Source organism: Sabulibacter ruber, from assembly GCF_017355955.1.
Classification (GTDB): Bacteria; Bacteroidota; Bacteroidia; order Cytophagales; family Hymenobacteraceae; genus Nibribacter; species Nibribacter ruber_A.
On sequence record NZ_JAFFID010000002.1, the window covers coordinates 1,072,054 to 1,093,320 of the forward strand.

At 51.2% G+C, this 21,267-nt stretch carries 11 protein-coding genes, 1 tRNA gene and 1 pseudogene; 3 read left to right on the forward strand and 10 right to left on the reverse strand.

The window, feature by feature from the left end:
- Window positions 1-19: 19 nt before the first annotated feature.
- The 3 genes and pseudogenes from JT719_RS15675 to JT719_RS25655 form a co-directional block, all read right to left on the reverse strand.
- Window positions 20-1,012 (reverse strand): PorP/SprF family type IX secretion system membrane protein, encoded by a 993-nt coding sequence (locus JT719_RS15675; RefSeq protein WP_207434259.1) that lies wholly within the window; start codon window positions 1,010-1,012, stop codon window positions 20-22.
- A gap of 5 nt (window positions 1,013-1,017) precedes the next feature.
- Window positions 1,018-4,536 (reverse strand): T9SS type B sorting domain-containing protein, encoded by a 3,519-nt coding sequence (locus JT719_RS15680; RefSeq protein ID WP_207434260.1) that lies wholly within the window; start codon window positions 4,534-4,536, stop codon window positions 1,018-1,020.
- Window positions 4,537-5,181: 645 nt separating this feature from the next.
- Window positions 5,182-5,502: pseudogene (locus JT719_RS25655) on the reverse strand (immunoglobulin domain-containing protein); the annotation flags it as partial.
- Window positions 5,503-6,789: 1,287 nt separating this feature from the next.
- Between JT719_RS25655 and JT719_RS15685 the strand changes: the two are divergent.
- Together JT719_RS15685 and JT719_RS15690 are read left to right on the forward strand one after the other, a co-directional pair.
- The gene (locus tag JT719_RS15685) at window positions 6,790-7,533 is read left to right on the forward strand and encodes an SDR family oxidoreductase (protein WP_207434261.1); all 744 of its coding nucleotides are present in this window, start codon (window positions 6,790-6,792) and stop codon (window positions 7,531-7,533) included.
- A gap of 246 nt (window positions 7,534-7,779) precedes the next feature.
- Window positions 7,780-8,364 carry a hypothetical protein gene (locus tag JT719_RS15690; RefSeq protein WP_207434262.1) on the forward strand — a complete coding sequence of 195 codons (585 nt, stop codon included), beginning with the start codon at window positions 7,780-7,782 and terminating at the stop codon, window positions 8,362-8,364.
- 100 nt (window positions 8,365-8,464) lie between these two features.
- Here JT719_RS15690 and JT719_RS15695 read toward each other — a convergent pair whose 3' ends face one another.
- Window positions 8,465-9,100 carry a response regulator gene (locus tag JT719_RS15695; protein WP_207434263.1) on the reverse strand — a complete coding sequence of 212 codons (636 nt, stop codon included), beginning with the start codon at window positions 9,098-9,100 and terminating at the stop codon, window positions 8,465-8,467.
- Window positions 9,097-11,943 carry a sensor histidine kinase gene (locus tag JT719_RS15700; RefSeq protein WP_207434264.1) on the reverse strand — a complete coding sequence of 949 codons (2,847 nt, stop codon included), beginning with the start codon at window positions 11,941-11,943 and terminating at the stop codon, window positions 9,097-9,099. Before JT719_RS15700 ends, JT719_RS15695 begins: the two co-directional genes overlap by 4 nt.
- A 188-nt stretch (window positions 11,944-12,131) precedes the next feature.
- On the opposite strand from JT719_RS15700, the gene JT719_RS15705 reads away from it, so the two are divergent.
- A complete protein-coding gene (locus JT719_RS15705; RefSeq protein ID WP_207434265.1) occupies window positions 12,132-13,244 on the forward strand; it encodes a serine hydrolase domain-containing protein in 1,113 nt (370 codons plus the stop codon).
- Window positions 13,245-13,270: 26 nt separating this feature from the next.
- Here JT719_RS15705 and chrA read toward each other — a convergent pair whose 3' ends face one another.
- The 5 genes from chrA to JT719_RS15730 form a co-directional block, all read right to left on the reverse strand.
- Complete coding sequence (chrA, locus tag JT719_RS15710; RefSeq protein WP_207434266.1) at window positions 13,271-14,635, reverse strand: chromate efflux transporter; 1,365 nt, start codon at window positions 14,633-14,635, stop codon at window positions 13,271-13,273.
- Window positions 14,636-14,816: 181 nt separating this feature from the next.
- A complete protein-coding gene (locus JT719_RS15715) occupies window positions 14,817-15,590 on the reverse strand; it encodes a DUF2490 domain-containing protein (protein WP_207434267.1) in 774 nt (257 codons plus the stop codon).
- Between the two features lie 464 nt (window positions 15,591-16,054).
- Window positions 16,055-18,931, reverse strand: a complete 2,877-nt coding sequence (locus JT719_RS15720; protein WP_207434268.1) for a TonB-dependent receptor — start codon at window positions 18,929-18,931, stop codon at window positions 16,055-16,057.
- Window positions 18,932-19,433: 502 nt separating this feature from the next.
- Window positions 19,434-19,504 (reverse strand) — tRNA-Cys (locus JT719_RS15725).
- 545 nt (window positions 19,505-20,049) lie between these two features.
- Complete coding sequence (locus JT719_RS15730; RefSeq protein WP_207434269.1) at window positions 20,050-20,895, reverse strand: chromate resistance protein ChrB domain-containing protein; 846 nt, start codon at window positions 20,893-20,895, stop codon at window positions 20,050-20,052.
- Window positions 20,896-21,267 lie beyond the last annotated feature (372 nt).

Consider the following 21,267-nt stretch of genomic DNA (forward strand, 5'->3'; position numbering starts at 1 on the left):
GATGCTGCGTGCGTACGGGTTACCACATAGTTACTTTCTTGCCCAGTTTAGGGTACTTCACCGAGAACAGGTTGTAGGTCACCATGAACTCGCTGGTGTTTCTGCCCACGTGGCTGGCATCGCCGGTAGGCATCTCCAGCACGTACCCCACTCTGAACTGATTCAGGCGGATGCCCGCGTTAAGCGTGTACGCCAGGTTGTGGCGATATCCGCCCCCGGCCCAGATAATGTTCTGGAACACGGCTTTGGCTTGCACCTCGGTGGTTTCTTTCTGCTTGCTGTCATAGCGGAAGATTCCGTTCGCCACCAGACCTACCTGCTCTGACAAAGCGGTGCGGTAACCAGCCTGCGCCACGTGCTGCAGGGCGTAGGTGTTTTCCATGAAATCATCACCGGAGGTAAGGCTTCCCTGGGACACATCCTGCAGGGCATAGCCCAGGTAGAAGTCCTCGCCGGTGAGCATGGCGCCCAGGTTCACGTCCAGCTTACCCACCCTGTTTTCTCTGCCCAGGTACTCGGCAAACTCCTGGTCACCGGATTGGTCCAGCACCAGTTTGTTTCCGTTGAAGCGCTGCAGGTCATAGGTCACGGCGGCACCCGCGCGCAGGCTCAGGGTTTCTGATAAGCGGATGCGCGAACCGTAGCTCAGGTTGAACTGGGTTTGCACGAACGGCCCGAAGGAATCATGCAGCACCGATAATCCCCAGGCGTGCTTGGCACCGGCCTGACGGCTGTAATAGTCGGTCTCGCGGGTTTTGAGCACGTCTGTTTTCTTCCAGGCTGCGATGTCTGCCTGGTCTAGTTCCACCGAGGCGAACAGGGTGCGCGGTGCGTCTTCAAAGCCACTCCACTGGTCGCGGTAAAAGGTTTTCACCATAGAGCCTTCATAACCGGTCAGGGCCGGGTTGAAGTACTGCTGGAACAGCGAGAAGTTGGCAATGTGTTTCCGGCTCTGGGCGGAAACGCCCAGAGCAGAAAGCAGTAAACAAATAGATAGGGTCAACTTTTTCATCTTCGTTATTTCTTAAGGATGGTCACGGTACCTCTCTTCACATAGTTGATGTCTTTCACGTGGATGATGTACAGGTAAGGTCCTGCCAACACCTCGCCGCGTTGGTTGCGGCCGTCCCAGCCCTGCTCAGGGTTGGTGGTGTGGAACAAGCGTACCCCGGCGCGGTCAAATACCTGCACCTCCACATTGTTGTAGAATCTTAGCTCTGGTACCGTCCAGTTGTCGTTCACGCCGTCGCCGTTAGGAGAAAAGGCATTCACTATCTTAAGATCTACCGTAGCCACGTTGTACCCTTCTTTGGTAAGAGTGAAGGTTTTCTCAAACGTGTTGTTGTAAGGGTCTACCGTTCTCACTCTGATGGAGAAGGACGTTTTGCCGGACAGGCCTTTGTTTGATTTCAGGTACAGTTGGTTACCGTCAATCTCAAACAGGGCATTGTCTGTGCTGCCGGCACCCGTTACCAGTTCATACAGGTGCTGGTTTTCCGGTTGGTTGTCAATTGGGTCGTCCTCATCAGTGGTGGTGAAAGAACCAATCGCCTGATCTGGCCCTATGCTAGGCTGGAAAGTAGACTTGCTCAGGGTGATGTTGGTAGGAGCCTTGTTTGGCATTACCCGCACGGTCCACTTCGCCTCCACGTTGTTCACGTTTGATTTGTCTGAAGGTACGCTCAGGATGCCGGTGATCTCGTAATCTCCGTTTTCCAAGCCGTTGTAGGTTCCTTGCTGCCAGGTTACCGGTACTTGCACGGTGTTGCCGTCAGTGAACGTCACGCCTACGGTGGCAGGCTTGGTTACCTGGGCAAAAGTGGTGCGGATAGGCACCTCCAGGGTGGCAGGTCTCACCACCGATACCGCGTTTGGTCTTACCGTAACAATTTGCGTAGCGGTAGAGGTGTTGCCGGAGGCATCGGTCACGGTCCAGGTAATGGTAGTGGTACCTGTTGGGTATTCAGCTGGGGCATCGTTGGTCACCGTTGCTACAGAGCAGTTGTCTGCCGTTGCCGGAGTGCCCAGGTTCACGTTGGAAGCGGTAGTCTTACCCGGATCCACGTTCACGGTCACCGCTGCCGGCGCCGTAATGGTTGGGTTGATCTTGTCTTCCACGGTCACAACCGCCGGGGCGGTAGACACATTGCCGTGTACATCGGTCACGGTGAGGGTCACGTTGTTGGTACCCACATTGGCGCAGTCAAAAGCAGTTCTAGACAGCGTGATGGACTGGATGCCGCAGTTGTCTGAAGAACCGTTGTCTACGTCTGCCGCAGTAAGAGTGGCAGTACCGCTGGCGTTCAGTTGCACCGTGATGTTCTTGGCAAGCGCTACTGGTTTTACCTTGTCTTCCACCGTTACCGTGGCAGTGGCGGTAGATACATTGCCGTTCACATCAGTGACGGTGATGGTAACCGTGTTGGCACCTACGTTGGCGCAGGTAAAGCTTGTCTTATCCAAGGTGACAGAAGCAATGCCGCAGTTGTCGGTAGAGTTGTTGTTTACCTCAGCGGCAGTGATAGCGGCGTTACCTGTGGCGTCTAACTGAACGGTGATGTTCTTGGCCAAAGCAACCGGCTTCACCTTGTCTTCCACGGTAACCACTGCTGTGGCAGTAGCAGAATTCCCGTTGACATCGGTTACGGTCAGGGTAACGGTGTTTTCCCCTACGTTGGCGCAATTGAACGATGTCTTGTCTAAGGTAACAGAGGCAATCCCGCAGTTGTCAGAAGAACCATTGTTTACATCGGTCGGGGCGATGGTAACGGTACCCTGGGCATTCAGCTGAACTGTGATGTTCTTAGCGATAGCCGTAGGATTGATTTTGTCTTCCACAGTTACCGTAGCGGTAGCGGTGGATACGTTTCCGTGCACATCGGTTACGGTAAGGGTTATCTGGTTGGCGCCTACGTTTTCGCAGGTGAAGGCTGTTTTGGACAGGGTAACCGAAGCGATTCCGCAGTTGTCGGTAGAGCCGTTGTTTACCTGGTCAATAGTGATAGTGGCACTGCCGGTAGCGTTTAACTGAACGGTAATGTTCTTGGCAAGCGCCACTGGTTTCACTTTGTCCTCTACTGTCACCGTGGCGTTGGCGGTATGCGTGTTGCCGCTGTTGTCGGTTACGGTGAGGGTAACGGGATTAGGGCCCACGTTACTGCAGTCAAAGGTAGTTTTGGACAAAGCCAGAGACGCGATGCCGCAGTTGTCTGTAGAGCCATTGTTCACTTGGTTAGCGGTGATGGAAACAGCACCAGTAGCGTCTAATTGTACTGTGATGTTCTTAGCGATGGCTACCGGATTGGTTTTATCTTCTACGGTTACATCAAAGCTTGCCGTTTCTGTGTTGCCTGACAGGTCAGAGATGGTGAACGTAGGCGTGGTTTTACCGGTAGCATATGCTTTGGTAAGGGTTCTGGCAACGTATTGCCCCATAGCGGTTGGGGTACCATAGAGAGCGAGGTCATCCACGTAGAACAGGTATGTTTCATCGGCTGGGTAGAAGTCTATGCTACCCAGTTTTTTGATGCCCGGATCACCTGATTGTTGGTTAGAGAATTGCCACGTAGCAACCTCCACCCCGTTGATCAATAGGGTAGCCTGGTCGGTGTCTAAATTCATGGTTTGGGAAACCTCAAACCATTGGCCTTGTGGATAGGAAAATGCGTGGGGAGCTCCGGCGTAGAATTCACCGGTTCCATCTTCATAGAAGTAGGCTTCGTGTGCCCACTCAACTCCGGGTTCCTCGGTATGCTGGATATTATAGTAGCCTCTTTTGCCAACGGGAACATACATCTTAAACTTGAGAGTCCAGGTGCCGGAAGTTTGGTCTCCCATGAAGAAAAGCTGGTCTTCGTTACGTCCTCCCTCAATTTTAAGGCTCTTTTGCCCGCTGCTGGCTTGGGAGGAGCTTACCTGAGAAGACGATGCGCCTCCAGGCCATGCCGCCCATACGCCATTCTGGCCACTTACATTGCCTACCGTGAACTTCTCAAAGGTCTCAATATAGCCTACTATGCCAGAGTTATCATTCAGCGTCAGTGTTGGTATGGTTGGTTGCGCATTACAACTAGTGGCATCTGTGTTCACCGTTACGTTGGAAGCCGTTATGGTAGGCTTCTGGGTGTCAGTTACCGTAACGGTGAAAGTCTTAGAGTCTGTGCTGCAGGAATTAGAAGCTGTTGCCTTTACCGTAGTTACCCCAATGGGGAAGAAGTAAGGAGAAGTAACAGCAGAACCGTTGATTGTGTAAGCAATGGTTGGATTTGGAGTTCCAATAGCGGTTGCTGCGAAAGGAACGGAAGCTCCGTTTCTTCCTGCTTCTGAAGTGATTACAATGTTGGCAGGTGCTGTTACAGTAGGAGCGGTGTTAATTGTAACAACTATCTCAGCTCTTGGACTTTCAAATCCTATTACCGGGCTATTAAACGTACTAGTCAAGTACCCTAGAGTCTCATATCCGCCCCCGAATTGGCTAGTGCCCTCATGATGGAAATACATACGATTAACCCACGGTGCATACGTAATGGCGGCCATGTCAGAAAGGTTATTGAACTCGTACAGGACGGATTCAGAACCAGTTCTAATGTTCCTTTTAACAATTTGTTCGTTGCCGTTACTACTCCTATAGATTAGATAATAGTCATTCCCCACTTGTTCAGACCACCCATATGCCGCCCATGACTCAGGCCCCATGAATTCTGTGATATCGGGTCCCTGAATTGCTGTTACTTGACCAGATGGAAGCGCTATTTTGTAGAATGTATTATTATAAGCATATTGTAAATGCAAAAGTACATATCCAGGACCTGCTGCTAATATACTTCCTTCTGAGAAGGGGATTCCAGTACTCAATGGAATGATTGCCCCTTGTGCGTTTAAAGTATTCTCATCTAATCGCACAATTCCTATAAACGAATTACTACCATCATAGTATTCCGCAATAGGTTGTGTAGGATTTGCGTCTCCAACAAAAGACCAAAGTTGTCCTGTTGAAAGGTCTGAGAAAATTGCGTCACGCATAGGTAAGGAAATGCCGCCAGTTAAATCCAGATTAAACCGGGCAGTATTTTGGTCACCTGTCACATAAACATGGTTATTTGTGACAGCAATGCTTCCTCTGTCATCACCGGTGAGAGAATTATGATCAACGGTGTTGCTCACACTCACATTTTCTTGAACAAAATAAGAGGTGTTAATCGCTGGATTTACCTGGATGGATGTTCCGGTGCCAATAGCGGTTCCTCCCTCTGCAGTGGTATACCAGGTTAAAGATCCACCACTTCTAGGAGAAGCTGTAAGCGTAACTGGGCTACCAGAACACGCATTAACAGGAGTTGTAACATTTGGGGCAGGTAAATTGATGATTTGTGCCTGGCTGTTAAAACACAATCCCAAAAGGAGTGCTGGAATAAACCAGAGGTAGGGCATTTTAGCCTTTGCTCTACTGAAGACTAGATTTTGCCATCGGGGTGAGGATGGCGGTTCGTATAAGTGTTTCATAATAAAGGGTTAATTGGTTTAGTAGGGTATGAGCGCGCAGACTCACCTTTCAGGAGAAGAAAGGTGAGCCTCACAGAGAATGGCTCTCTGGTAGGAGTGTCAGAACCATAAAGGGCCCGTGGTAGGTTGCTCTTGGTTCAAGAGGCTTGTGTTGCCATGTCTGGTAAAGCCTGATTGAAGCAGTTTTAAGAGGACGTGGCTTTTACTTTCACTCTTTTTATGAAGAGTTAGCGACAAAGAAATTCATGGGAATGGGATAGTAGAAATTAAACTATAGGATCATTGTTTAAAGTAAGAGTCATGCTTGTTGGGGAGTCTTAACCACCTGCGTTCCTATTTCGGGTTCCTGTGCTTGTCAGCAGATCTGTCTTGAGAAGCAAAGAGAATGAAATAGAATTTATGATGTATTTGCGTCAGGCGTAACTGTGGGTCATGAAAGCTGTGTTGTCTATCTGTGGATAGAAGTTGCTATATAAATGAGTGTTTTCCTTAGCTGTTTTGGGGATGTAACAGCAAGTTCTAAAATCCTTTGAATGAAGATTTTTTTAGCGTGTGCAAATTTTTAACAATTTTTTGTTGGTGCAAAATTTTGATTAAAATACTTTGAAACTAACTATAGTGCCTTTTTTAAGTGCTAAAATTAGAATTTAACTTATAAGTTGGCCTTTGTGATTGCTTGTGATAGTTCAACTTGAAAGGTCTTGAACGTTGATTCACTTGTGCGTAGCTTTCTGGTAACTTGTTTTGGTTTTCTGTATATACTATAGGTTCTGGTCAATTTAGTTATTTGGTAGTCTGAGCTTGATAAAAATATGATTTTATAAATTTTAATGCTGAGTAAAGAGCTTTGGTTGAAATAAATATCTTTATTGGAGTACCACTTGATTTATAGGATGGAGTGATAAAGCGAAGTGAGAAAGGTGGAATTGCCTGAATTGTACTTTTAGGAATGCTTTCTCTGTGTGAAAACCTGTTCTGGAATAAAAGAAGCAAGGCTTCTGCAGTAAGCTTCGTGCCAGTAGAGCGTTTTTCAGCCTGTTTAGAGCAAATAACTTAGAAACGCAGGTTCCCTCTTTCCCGGAAAGCGCCCTTTCTATGTGGCAATCTGCTTTGGAGAGCAGGGGGGCAGAACCCAGCGGCAAACTTTACAAGTGGGTTTCAGGGCTATTTTCTAAAAAGGAGACGAAAACCCGTTTGCAGTCCCTGGAGGTTAGTCGCGTAGAACCTCCCGCAGTGCCAATCAGTAAACACAGAAAGATCTAGATCCATCAACCATTAACAAGACTTATGAAATTAACTGGAAATACCGTGCTGGTAACCGGGGGAGCCTCCGGGATTGGCCTGGCCATTGCCGAGCGCTTTTTGAATGCAGGCAGTACCGTCATCATCTGCGGCCGCCGCGCCGATAAGCTGAACGAAGCCAAAGAAAAGCATCCAGCGCTGCACACCATTGTCTGTGATGTGGCCCAGGAAACCGACCGTATTGCTTTGCTGGAACGGGCTACCGCTGAGTTTCCGCAGTTGAATGTACTGGTGAACAACGCCGGGATTCAGCGGCGGGTCAACATCATAGAAGAGCAGGAGCCCTGGAGCCAGACGCAGCAGGAGATTGCCATCAACCTGGAAGCACCCATTCACCTGTGCAATCTGTTTGTGCCGCATCTTCGGCAGCAAGCCTCGGCGGCCATCATCAACGTAACCTCGGGGCTAGCCTTTACGCCGGCGGTGTTTGCGCCGGTGTACTGCGCCACCAAAGCGGCGCTGCATTCCTTCACCTTGTCATTGCGGTATCTGTTGAGAAATACCCCCGTGGAAGTAGTGGAGATAGTGCCTCCGGCCGTGAATACTGATCTGGGTGGGGCCGGTTTGCACACCTTTGGGGCACCGCTGAATGAGTTCGCTGACTCTGTGATGCAACGCATTGACCAGGGTGAGTTGGAAGTAGGCTTTGGCACCTCAGAGGTTAGGAGAAAAGCCTCCCGCGAAGAGAACGACGCTTTCTTCCAGGAAATGAATTCCCGCTGGGCTTAACCTGTTTTGGGGCTGTTTTCCTGAAAACAGCCCCAAAACAGGTTTTCTCTTCTACCCAGATGGTCTGTGCGGCCATTGGATAGCATCAGCCTCAGATTTTTTAACTGCAGCCTTCTTCCACAGAAGGGGCTGTAGCATAGGGCTTTGCGCAGCTAAAGAGGAGCAAGATTACCTATTTATCGGTATTTCAGCGGTCAGTCTACATCGTTACATTTATTTCTTTTCTCACCCATTTATCCTAACGATATGCTGAAACAGTTTTACCCAATCAGGTCTCTTGCCCTTGCCGTTTTGGTGGGATTCACGTTCTCAGCCTGTTCCGACGATGACGATGAGGTATCGCCTGACACCGAAAACAGAATTGAGTACAATGGCGCTTCCTATACCCTTAAATCAGGGGTGGTTATAGACTATGGTGTAACCGGCGATGAGGATACTCATTACAACTATGATTTTATGGTTACAGATGGCATCTTGCCAGACACCGAGGAGATTTTTGAGATACCCAACGCCAAGATTTCTGTGTACGCTGAGCTTCTGTCTCCGGGCGCAGATGCCTTTGAGGTGGGCACGTTCACGTTCGTGCAAGATGTGAATGCGGCCCAGAACCGGGACAAGCATGTCTTTGAGTATGTCGAAGTGGTGGTAGACTCAAACAATGACAATATGCTGGATATGGACGATGACTATCTGGAGGTCACCGGCGGAACAATAAAGGTGTCAGGCTCCAACAATGACTACACCGTGGAATATAACCTTACCCTGGATGGCGGTAAAACCGTGAAAGGCAATTATTCCGGTGATTTTAACTACATAGATGGCAGAGACTAGGCGTTGGCTGCTAGGTTAATATAAAAGCAGAAGCCGGGTAAATGCCCGGCTTCTGCTTTTTAGGTCATCGGGTTAACGGCCCATAGCCACCTTTATTCAGCTACGTGATGTTCTCTTTGAAAGCCTTGGCCACCGCCTCAGATTTTGAATTGACCTGCAGTTTCTCGTAAATCTTTTTCACATGAGACCGCACCGTTTCCAGGGAGATAAAGAGTTGGGCCGCCACCATTTTGTACGAGTAGCCCTGCACCAGCCAATGCAGAACCTCTTTCTCGCGGTCGCTTAACTGGTAGGAGGTAGGCGCTTGTGCCGGGGCTTTATGCGCGAATAACTGCAGCACTTGCCGGGCAACGGAGGAGGTCATGGGTGCGCCGCCTTCGCACACGTCTGCAACGGCTTCCAGGAGTTTGGCGGGTGGGGTTTTCTTGAGCAGGTAGCCATCGGCCCCGGCTTGCATGGCTTCCAGCACATTCTGGTTATCGTCAAAAACGGTGAGCATGACCACCTTCACCTGCTTAAACTGGCTCCTGATGAGCTTGAGTCCGGCAATGCCTCCTAGACCGGGCATGTCAATGTCCATCAAAATAACATCGGGTTGCAGGTGGCTGACCTGTTGTACCACCTGCGTGCAATTCTGAAAAGCGCCTACCACAGAAAAACCCTGGGTGCCGTTGAACAGCATGGAGAGCCCTTCCCGCAGGGGCGCGTTGTCTTCGTAAAGTAGGATTTTGATCATACCCGTAAGGTTTGGAGCGTGGTTTTAGGAAGCGGAACCCTGAGCCGGAGGGTAGTGCCCTTGCCCGGTGCCGAGGTAAGGTTCAGTTGAGCTTTCAGGTTGTGGGCGCGTTTCTGCATGTTCAGCAGGCCGTTGCCGTCATGGGCGGCATGCACGTCAAATCCCTGCCCGTCATCAGTGATCTCCAGGTGTAAGCCATTGCCGGTAAGGTGAACGCTGATCCAGACCTGGCGGCAGTGGGCGTACTTGGCAATGTTGTTCAGGGCCTCTTTGTAAATCATGAAGCAGTCATACCGGGCCTCCAGGGGCAAGCGCAGGGTGTTCACGGCGGGGTCTGCCTCAATAACGGAGGCTATGTTTTTGGCTTCAAACAGCTCAGTGGCCACTTCGCGCATGCGGGAGATCAGGTTCTGCACCAGATCGTTGTGCGGATTGATAGACCAGACAATGTCATCCATCACGGTCATCATCTGGTGCGAATACCGGCTGATTTTCTGTAAATAGCCCTTCGCCAGGGTAGGGTTGGCGAGCACCTGCTGATCGGCCAGGTCAGAGAAAATGGTGATGGTGCTGAGGGTAGAGCCCATGTCATCGTGCAGGTCGCGGGCAATGCGGGTGCGCACTTGCTGCAAAGCCAACAGCCGGTTGATGCGCAACCTGTACAACCCGTACACGCCGGCTGCCGCCAGCAGAACCAGCAAGGTCAAAAACCACCAGGTTTTCCAAAAGGGGCTGGAAATGGAAAGCTGCAAAGTGGTGATCTGCGGAGTAATAGCTCCGTCATCACTGAATGCTCTCACCTTGAACAGGTACGTGCCACCGTCCAGATTGGTGTAACTGGCAAACCTATTGCTGCCCGCTTGCCGCCACGTGTCATCTACGCCTTCCAGCTGGTACTGGTACCGGATCTTTGCGTCATCGTAGTAGTTGAGCGAGGCAAATTCTATGGTGAAGAAGTTCTGGTTATACGCCAGCTGAAGTCCTTTTTTGTTTAGAGTAGTGGCATCTAAGGCAATGTTCTGGTCAAAGACCTTAAACCCGGTAATGGCTACTGGGGGCAGCGTTGCGGCTTGGGTAAGGCTGTCTGGATGGAAATAGTAAAAGCCCTGGAGCGTGCCCAGCAGAATGCGCCGGTCTTGCAGGGTATAAGCGGTATTGAAGGCGTAAGACTCGTTGATGAGACCATCTCTGGTGCCGTACGTGGTAACTGTTTTGGTCTGCGCGTTCCAGCGCCCTAAACTGAACTGAGTGGTGAAAAACAGGTGAGTGGGCGTAGCTTTCACCAGATTCAGAATGGTGTTGGAGGGCAAACCGTTAGCCGTGGTAAGGGTAGTTACCTGGTCTTTGGGAATGTTCAGAAAATGAATACCTAAACTGGTAGAAATAGCCAGGGTGCTGTCATGAAGCCAGATTATTTCCCCAACGGCATTGCTCAGCAGGGCTTGCGGTTTGGTGCCTGCGGAATACTGCTTCCTGATGGTTCCGGTGGTAGCATCCACGCGTAACACCCCGGCTTGGGAAGTAGCCAGCCACACAGAGTTATTATCACCGAACAGAATACGCTTGATTGACCCTGGCTCTTGCCCAGCAAGCTGCTCCCGGAAGGCGAACACCCGGAATTGATTTGTGCTAGGGTTATGTTGCACCAATTCTCCTTTGCTGGTTCCCCACCAGATCTGCTCGTGTGCATCCATGGCCCCTTTTAGAATGCTGAGGCCCTTTAACGCAGGTGGGGCAACAGGCTTGAAAGAGGCTTTCCCCGGCTCCAGGAGCAGGAGCGTACCCTTCTCAGAGCCAGCCCAGATACGGCGAGACTGGTCTTCTATCAGGCACCAGACCTGCGATGTCTTGCCAAAGGTTTCCTTCCCGTAGCTCCTCTGTAAGCGAAGTGCCTGGTCATAAACTAGTATTCCGCTGTTGAGCGTGCTTACCCAAATCTCACCATTCTTAGTTTCCAGAAAGCCAGAGACCACGCCCAGTTCTTTCGTTTGGCCCTGGGCCTTACCAAAGGTGCTGATGGTGGTGAATTGCTGCTTTTGGGGGTTGAAATAATAAAGGCCTTTGTTGGTGCCCAGCCAGATGGTACCCTCGCGGTTCTGCGCGATGCTATAGATCTGGTCATAGGAAATGCCGTAGCGGAAATCATTGTTCTGGGGCACCTGCTCAAATGGTATAGCACCGGGTTTCCGGAAAAACAGCTGTTCTGAGGCGGCCCAGAGGGTGCCTTGTTGGTCTTGCAGGTAAACATAGGGCTCGTGGCTGGGAGCGGGCACGGCCAGGTTAGATGCTGCTGCCAGGCAAGAATTCTTTTGTCTGAAAGCTGAGCCGGGCGAAACAAATGCCTGCTGATGCGGGGCGTACACGTAAGTTTCCTCCTGATTCCCGGATTGCAGCAGGATACTGCCCCCGCATTCAAGCAGGCGCCACCGTTTAGGGCCACTGGCGTACCGGGCGGCCTTGCGGATGGGGATACGGGTGAACTGCCGTTTTTGGGGAGAATAGCGGGTAACCTGGTCTGGGGAAGCAATCCAAATGGTGCCTTGTTTGTCCTGAAAAAGCGCCTCCACAATATCAGAGGCCAGGCTATTGGGATTGTTCAGCTCAAACCGGTAATGCAGAAACTGCCGGCCGTCATAGCGCTGCAAGCCATTGTCAGTGCCAAACCACATGTAACCTTCCTGGTCCTGCAGTATCGCCAGCACAATGCTGCTGGCCAGTCCGTCCTCGCGGTCCAGGTGCTGGTACACGTAAGGGTGAGGCGTTGCCACGGTCCTCCCCTCAAAGCCTAAAAACAGCCCGAAAACGAGGAGTGCCCAACCAAAGAGTGCCCGTGGATTTCGCATATGAAGTTGCTCTAACTAAAGGTACTAGTTAGCGGCTTATCCTGAAACAGCTGCGCGCAATATCCCCCGTTTATGGGATTCGCCCGGCTGGGTGCACAGGTGTTTCCCCCTTTTATGCGATTGACGTGCGGTTGGTAAATCTGCCATCTTTGACCTGTTCTCTTTCAAGCACTTCAAACCCTTCTAAAATGATGAAAACACTTCAAAAATGGGGCAGTCTGTTGATGGTAGCCCTTCTCATGGCCACTGCTTCGATGGCCCAGAAAACTCTTCCGAAGGAAGCCGACAAGTTCCTGCGGGAAATCATGGACCGCGAGCACATTCCCGGTTTGGCCTATGCCGTAGTGAAAGACGGAAAGATTCTCCACCAGGGGCAGTACGGCATGGCGAATCTCTCCTGGAGCGTACCGGTAGACAAAGAGACGGTTTTCCAGACGGCCTCCTGCAGTAAGTTGTTTACCGCCCTCCTGTTAGGTCGTTTGTTCGATGAAAAGGTACTGCTACCTGAGCAAACCATGGGCGAGTTGCTGGATTCTATTCCGTACTACTGGAAACCCATCACCCTTCAGCAACTGGCGGCGCACCAATCGGGCATCTGGATCGCTGATTTCGCTAAGCTGAAAACAACCAAAGAAGCTTTTGACCTGGCTAAAAAACAGGAGATGAGCTATGAGCCGGGGACCAAATCGTTTTACGTGAGCTCAGACTACTGGATTCTGCAGCACATCATGGAGAAGAAACTGGGCAAGCCCTATTACCAGATCCTGAAAAGCTATGTGCTGGACCCGCTGGGCATGCAACACACCTTTGTGAACAACAATGACGACAGCTTTATCCGGACGCATGCGGTATTGCCCAAAGAAGCCACCGTGTATACCTATCAGAACAATGCCTACAAAGTGAGCGATATGCAATTCACCGGCACCGGTTACACCGCCGGGGGCGTGTACACCTCCATCCTGGATATGGCTAAAATTGCCCAGGCTTTAGACAATGGCAAGTTTCTTACCCCGGCTACGCAAGCCTTGCTGCTGAACAACCTGCCTTTGAAAACAGAAGGGAAAGGCGATTTTGGGGTGGGGTTTGTTTCTGAGATGTACCAGGGCCACAAAACCTCGGGGCACAGCGGCGGACCAGCCTTGGCAGATTTCGTGCGCTTCGATGACCAGAAACTAACCTTTGTGGTGCTTACCAATCAGCGGGGCTTTTATCCGTACTTAGCCAAGAAACTGGCTACCTACTACATTCCCGGCCTCAGGAACCCCAACCTGCCTCCCAACTATTGGCTAACCCTGGAGTAACACCCATCTGTGAACAAGCCGGTTTTTTAGGAGATTCCGGTAATCAGGTAATATCCTAACCCAGCCAAAGCGCTGATGCCGATCCAGGTGATCATGCCTATTTTGAAGCGGTACATGGCCACGAAGGAAATCAGCGTCCAGGCTAAGGCGAAGTAGTCCAGTCCGGTGAACGAGATTTCCCTGGGGAACAGAACCGCTTGCCCAAAGTACACCGTCAGGTTCAGCACTACGCCCACCACGGCCGCTGTCACCACGCCCAGCACTGATTTTACGGCAGTATTGCTGCGGGTGCGTTCAATAAGCGGAGCCCCGGCCAGAATGAACAGGAAGCAGGGCAGGAAGGTATAAAACGTAGTGGTGAAAAGGCCCACCGCGCCCATAGCCAGGGAGCCGCCGTAATGGTTGTGCCCGGCCATGAATCCCACAAAGGCTAGCACCATTATGAGCGGACCCGGCGTGGTTTCGCCCAGGGCCAGGCCGTCAATCATCTGGTACTTGGTAAGCCAGTTCAGTTGCTCCACCGTTACCTGGGCCACGTACGGCAACACCGCATAGGCGCCCCCAAACGTGATAAGGGCGGCTTTGGTAAAGAATAGGATGAGCGTGTTCCAGAAGGCGAACTCACTGGTGAGCAGGTAGAACAATGTCAGCGGCAAGGCCCACAGAACCAGGGTGATGACCAACCGCATGATACTGGTGCCCAGGCCTACTCCCTCGCCCACCACAGCACTGTTGGCGTTCAGGTAATAGCCGTCTTCGTTTGACTGAGCTTTGGCGGTAGAGGGTTTCTCGGCCAGGAACGACGGATGGAACTTCTGCAGAATGAAGGCAAGCACTATGGTGCCCAGGATGATCAAAGGAAATGGAACCTTCAGAAAGAAAATGCAGATAAAGCTCACGGCCGCCACCGCGTAATGGAACCAGCTCTTCAGAGACTTTCCCGCAATCTTCATCAGCGCCAATATCACAATAGCTACTACCGCTGGTTTGAGCCCATAGAATAGCGCTGATACCCACGGAATGGTCCCGAAGGTAACATAGGCGGCACTCAGCGCCAGCAAGATGAACACCGAGGGTAACACAAAGAAGATGCCGGCCACCAGGCCGCCCCGCACGCCGTGCATGAGCCAGCCCAGGTAGGTGGCCAATTGCTGCGCCTCGGGGCCGGGCAGCAGCATGCAGTAGTTGAGCGCGTGCAGAAACCGGGAATCAGAGACCCAGCGTTTCTCGTCCACCACAAACTGGTGCATGATGCCTATTTGCCCGGCCGGCCCGCCGAAGCTGATAAACCCCAGTTTAAGCCAAAACAGAAATGCCTCTCTAAACGAGGGCTTTTCTGGGGGAGTGAGGCCAGCCTCTTGCTCCGGCGTAAGTAGAACTTTCTGTGTCATACCTTTCTCTTAAAGATCATTACAATACTACGTAGGGCCGAAATGGTAAGATAGAACAAGCTTAACTTTTAGTACGAGGTTTACTTTTGGGCAAACTTTTTCTGTTCATAAAGGCCACCCAAGCCTGCCATTGGCTTTGTTTCAGGCTCCTTTTTACAAAAACAGGCTAAAAACATTCTGGTTATTTGCCGGCTGCCGGGTCTGCCTTAGGTTTGCGCAGGTCTATGTTATGGAACAGGAAAAGCCGCAGCGCATGGGTTTTGAAGTACCGGTTACCGGCGGCCGTTTGCTGAAACACCTGCATGTAGCCCAGCTGAGCATTAAAGCCTTTGGAGAACTGGTAGCCCACTCCGCCGAACAATCGGTTCTGGTCAAAGTAATTGTAGACAATCTCCTTCCCGAAGTTCACGTGCAACTCATCATTCAGCACCAGGAACGGTACGCCCGGCGCAATAGCATCGGCGGTGAGGGGTACCATCAGGCCAATCATGTACCGGGCCCTGAAATTGAAATGGTAGCCTTCCTGCAACTGATCATTGGCGATGTTCCGGTTAAAGCGTTCCTCCAGCCGCACCCATTGGTTGGTTTGCAGGCGCTTGCTCTTGCCAGACCAGTTCACCTGTTGCCACAGCCGATGCTCGGGGCGTACGGTTTCCTCGGTTTCTGAGGCGGGCCAGTGCGAAACGTAGGCGTAGCCCACGGTAAAGCGCGTGTGGTCTGAGATATGGTAGGTAAGCCCGGGGCGTACAATGGTAGTGGCCCAGCGGTCCAGGAAATCCGTACGGCGGGAGTGCAGGTCCAACCACAGAGAGAACTTGTCTGATAGCCGCGTCTGGTTGAAGTAGCCCAACCAAACTTGTTGCCGATCGGTGACCTGCTTTTCCGGGGTTTGTGCCTGAGTTTGGAAAGGAAGCAGAAAAGCAGCTGAAATGAGAATGCGTAGAAGTTGTTTCATAGGGTAGAGCAGGTTAGGAGTGGTTGTATGTGGAATGACTCTTAATGGATAGTTAAGTCTGGCAAATGCTTCTGGAACTTCGTCCCCCTTCGAAGGGGGTAGGGGGATGATGACTCGTGCGGATCAGGGCAGTTCGGATAAACACATTTTTTTCTATGGCGTGTGATTTTTGTATTGAGTGGAAGTCACGGAAGTAACTTCTGCGCCATAGTAGCTGCTTAATAGCAAAAGAAAACGGTTCTTCAATCCGTTTTGTCATCCCCCTGCCCCCTTCAAAGGGGACGAGAAAGTTGCTCAAAATTCTGAGAGATGGTCCGGTGAGCCAGACATGAAAAAATTGAATCTTGAGAAGTGGCTTGCGAAATAGACTTCATTTTCTACCTATTTTCTGAAAATCGGGCTGATAACAGAAAAACAGGTAGAAACCAGCAGCGGCAGGTTTTACCCTGCCGCTGCTGGTTTAATTACTTGGCTAGGAGACCGTCTAAGGTTACGGCTACGTAGTAGAGTCCGCCAATGGTGGGGCCAGCGGCGTACTGGATGTAGCGTTTGTTGAAGATGTTGGTGCCTCCGGTTTTGATGGTGATTTTGCTTTCAGGCACGGTAAACGTCACCTGTGCGTCTACCGTCTGGTACGCCGGAACGGTTCCGTTGGCCAGCGGACTTTCCCACAGGAATGAGTCCTGCCAGCGCCACACCACGTTAAAGCCCAGGTTCTTCACAATCTCGCGGTTCCCGAAGGACACGTTCGTGATCCAGTTGGGCGTGTTGAAAGCCGTCACGAAGATGTCACGCTCCTCGTTGGTTTTGATGTCGTTGTAGTTGACGTTTCCCGAGAGGGTGAACTTCTTGTAGAAGTTGTACGTGATGCCCAACGAGGAACCGTAGTTGTTGTACTTGTTCTTGGCATTAGTGTACACGCGGTAGCGGGTCTGCTGCCCGTTGCGGTTGGCGGCCAGCATGGCAATCACGGCTTCATCGGTGCCCACCTGCACGGTGTTGTTCTTCGGTACCGATACCTCTACCTGGCCCAGAAATCCATCGTACACGTTGGTGTAGGTATCCAGGTCAATCACCAGTTTGCTGTCAAACAGCACGCTCTTGTAACCCACTTCAAAGGAGTTGATCTGCTCGGGGCGGGTAGGCGAGAGGCTGGTAATCTGCAGTACGTTGCGGTTTTTCAAGGCGGCATCGTTAAGGGCAAGCCCGGCAGTCACGTCACGGTTCACGGCGGCGTTGAAATCGTTCACCGAGGCCAGCGTGTAAGAGTTGTCCAGGTATCCCAGGCCTTCGTTGATGTAAGACAGGCCACCCACGCGACGCACGTTTCCGTTGTTCACATAAGACACGGCCTCAAACAGCGCCGGGAACCGGAACCCATTCTGGAACGAAGCCCTGAAGTTGTGGTGCTCCGCGAAGGTGTACACTGCCGCAATTCTGGGGTTCAGTTTGGGGTCAAACTCGGGGTTGTAGTCAATGCGCAGGGAGCCGTACAGTTTCAGCCTATCGGCGAAGAAGGTTTTGGTAAGCTGCGTAAACGCCCCAAATTTCTTGTAGTACACGTTGTTGCCGCCGGGCTGCGTGCGTTGCTCAATGGGGCGGGTGAAATCCACGAAGTTGTTCCCGTCTGGGATGACTTCGTACACGCGGGCATCAGCGCCTACCAGCACGTTCGCGAACTTGATCTGATCGGTGAAATCCCACTGGGCATCGGTGTGGTACAGACGACTTTTCTGCGTGAGCCAGGCCCCGCCGGTAGCCGGAGCGCCCGGAATTACTTTGCCGTGGTCCCAGTTGTTAATGCCTCTAATAGTATTTTTCAAAGCCTCAAACTCAGGCGTGCCGGGCACCACTCTGCCAGCATCGGCGGCCTGGCGGGCAATCTGCATGGCGGTGGCCAGATCAGTACCAGCGTCCAGTTGCGTTTGCAGAGAAGTCTTGAACTTGGCGCCCCACTCGCTGTTAGAGCCGCCACTGGTGATGTCCAGGTTGTCTACCATGGGCTTCACGTTGTAAGAATCGCCGGTGTTCTCCAGGGAGACGTAGGACCGCAGGAAGTAGTTGGCGCCTTTCAGCTCCAAGCGGTGGTTCTGCACCACCACGTTATCCAGCTGAATCTTGTTTCCGCGCTGGAACACACCGTCCATTTTACCGATGCGGTAACCGTAGGAAAGCTCGGCGTTATCAGAGAGGCGGTAGTGCAGAGCAGCATCGAACTTCAAATTATCCACTTTGGGGCTCACCACGTCTTTTTCCCAATAACCGGTACGGCGCACCAGGAACGTCTGGTTTTTGCCGCCGTACTGCACGCCACTAATGGTCACAGCATTGTTGTTCTCATCGCCGTACTTGTTCCAGGCGTCATAGGCCGGGTTGTTGGCGCCGGACAGCTCGGGGAACAAGGGGTTGGCGGTGTTCAGCGTATTGGGGTTCTGGTCGGTGGCGGTGTTGGCGCGCCAATCGGTGCCGCTCATGTAGCTGGCGTTGATTTTGAAGGCCCACTTGTCATTGAAGGCTTTGGCGTAGCGCACGGCCACTTCAGACAGAATGCTGGGGTCGTAGTCTTTGCCGTCTACGTGATTGATGCCGGTTTTCTGGTACACACTCAGGCCCTGGTACAGGAAAGGGCTTTTGGTGATCAGGTTGGCCATGCCATTGATGGCGTTCATGCCATACAGCGCCGAGGCCGCGCCGGGGGTAATCTCCACGCTGGCAATGTCCAGCTCCGTGGGTCCGATGGCGTTGCCCAGCGGCACGCCCAGGGTGGCGGCCTGCATGTCTACGCCGTCTACCAGCTGCATGAACCGGAAGTTGTTGGGGATGTTGAAACCGCGCGTATTAGGCACTTTGAACGTAAGGCTGGAAGTGGTCATCTGCACGCCTTTCACGTTCTCCAGCGCGTCATAGAAGCTGGGGGCCGGGGTTTCCTTGATGGCCCGCACATCCAGTTTTTCAATGGCCACCGGCGATCTCAGGATGCTTTCCTCCACCCGTGAGGCCGTTACCACCACTTCTTTGCCCAAGAGGGTCTGAGTCACCAGCGCGATGTCCAGCTTGGAGCCCGGCTCAGTGATGTTAAACTCCTGGGACTGGTAGCCCAACATAGAGATGACCAGGTTGAACGGGAATTTGAGACGGGTTCTCAGGATGAATTCACCGGCGGCATTGGTGGTGGTGCCCGTTACGGTACCGCGCACAAACACGCTCACGCCCGGCAGTGGCTCTTTGTTGCTTTGATCGGTTACCCGACCACTGATTTCCACCAGATTGGTTTCCTGCGCGTGCAGGGCGATGAGTGGAAGAAAAAGGAAATGAAGAAGAAGTAAATATTTTGGTTTCATGGATGATGTCTTAAAAAAATAAGGAGGAAACTGGAGGTTGGAGGCGATTAGCGACAGCAACAACAGCCAAAGCCAGCAAATTGGCCCTGCATGCGTTTCTTGGCTCTTTTCAGGAAGACATCGGTTTTCATAGAACTTTAACTTGATGGGTTGATGCGGTGTTTATGGATGATTTTTCACGGGTAATACCATGGTGTTTTCTTCTGGTTGCGGGGTGAATCAACACATGGTAGTTGCGGGTGCAGGGGCTTTGGGTTTTTGAGTTAAATTCTACTGTTCTGTTATGTGGCTGCACGGGTTTCAGGCGTAGGCTTTCGCTTTATCTTGTTAGTAGGGTGGGAGAGACGGCTTGGCCTAATACCCGCAATGGCCTTACCAATCTCTTACCCACCGTACTCCTCCTCCTTACCGTTTTAGAGTTGTTTTCTAAAAACAGCCCCAAAACGCTCCGTCGATTGTCCCTTACCTGCTTCGGCGGAGCTCTTTGGGTAGAGGAAGGTTGCGGTCACGGGCGGAATCGAACCACCGTAAAAGACGTTGCGGGTCTTTGCTTAGCCACTCAGCCACACGACCTGTATAAATCACCAGAGAGAAGAACCCAAAAGAAGCTTCGTGAGCAATTTAATCCCTTGATCTTCTATATACTCTTAATCTCTATAGATTTGGTAGACAAATAGAATTGCTTTTTACGGCTTCTGCAAATTTTTACTCACAAATTTTTGAGGTTAATTTCATAATAGACTGATAGTTAGTAAATTAAAGTTAGCGCGTGGCTTCCGGTTTTTCTTCGCTTGGCAGGCAGTTTTGCTGTTTTTTGAGTCTGCCTGATAGGTTGCCTTCTTCCGGTTTGTTGAAAAGGGAGCCTTTTATGGGTATGTGGCATTGCTGAGACGTGGAGGCAGACCATCCCAGAATTCCTCGGGTATTAGGCAGTGCCTTTCCTTGGGAAAGTCATTCAGAACGCTTCGTAGTCTTTGATAGGCAGCGTGAAAACAAGAGCCGTAGCCAGAATTGAGTCCCGTTTATCGGCTACAATTCCGGAATCAAGCTAAAAGCAATGCAAGATTACGCTGAGGGGATTGGAGATGCTAGAACGCAGTTAACCTTTGGAACGGGGTTTACTTTTTGCGCAACTTTTTCCGGTACTCAGAAGGGCTCTGGCCCATGTACTGCCGGAAAATGCGCGTGAAATGGCTTTGGTCTGAGAAACCAGTGAGGTAAGCTACCTCGGCCAGGGAGTAGCCAGAGGTGTGCAGCAAATTCAGCGCCTTCTCAATACGTAGCTTGCGGATGTACTCGCCAAACGAGAGGTTATCAAAGTACTTGGAAAACACTCTGGACACGTAGGCCGGGTGAACGTCCAGCGCCTCCGAGATTTCCTTCAGGTTAAGGTTCAGGTTGGTATCAATCTGGTCCTGGATGATTTCTTTCAGGTGCATCGCCCAGGCCGGTACTTTCTGCTGATTCTCTTTCTTTTCCTGCAGATACCTGTGGTACACCTGCAGAAACAGCTGCTCCGTGGGCTCAGTGGTATGCTTCTGTTTCTGCAGATGCTTGGCCCAACTGTAGAGCCCGTCATAAAGTACCATGGCTTTCTCCAGCAATTCATGGTCATCTGAGATGTTGAACGACATGCCGTGCGAGATGGCCCACAACCCCGCCGATTGCGCCGCCAGGCTATGGTCATCGGTATCGGCGCCGCGCACAATCACGGCCATGGTTTGCAATGCCGGATCAGTAAGGTTGTACTTCTCCAGGAAATAGTCAAAGGTGCAGCGGTCCTGGTAGTGTGAGTATTCCACCCCCGGAATGTCAAAGGGCACCGCGTCCAATTCCTTTGCCTTGTCCAGCACCTGGTTCTCGGGCACGTAGATGATTTCCGCCGAGGCATCAATAAAACGCCTGATCAGCCAGGGACAGGCCAACCGGTCAATTTTGGGACGCTCGCGGGTAATCCATTTCATATGTTGTTCAAGGCCTGATTTGATGCCCTGAGTAAAGATAAGGGGTAAGTTGGATAAAGGTAGTAGAGGAGGTTTGTGTTTTAGGGTTGGTTTCCGGGAAACAGGGGAGAAACGGTTCTCAATGTCCTTAACCTAACATGTCATTACAGAGCTCTAAGCCTTTGTTGGTCCAGTTAGAAATGCAAAAACTTAGCTTGAAGTTTTTAACCCTTTCAGATCAATACAATTAATTAATAAAAATATTTATAAAGGTTTGTTGAGGAAGAAGAATAATCATACTTTTAGGAAATTTTTATAAAATAATATTCATATATAGAGATAAATATAGGTTGTTAAGGTTATAAAATATTGATATACAAACAAATGAATTTG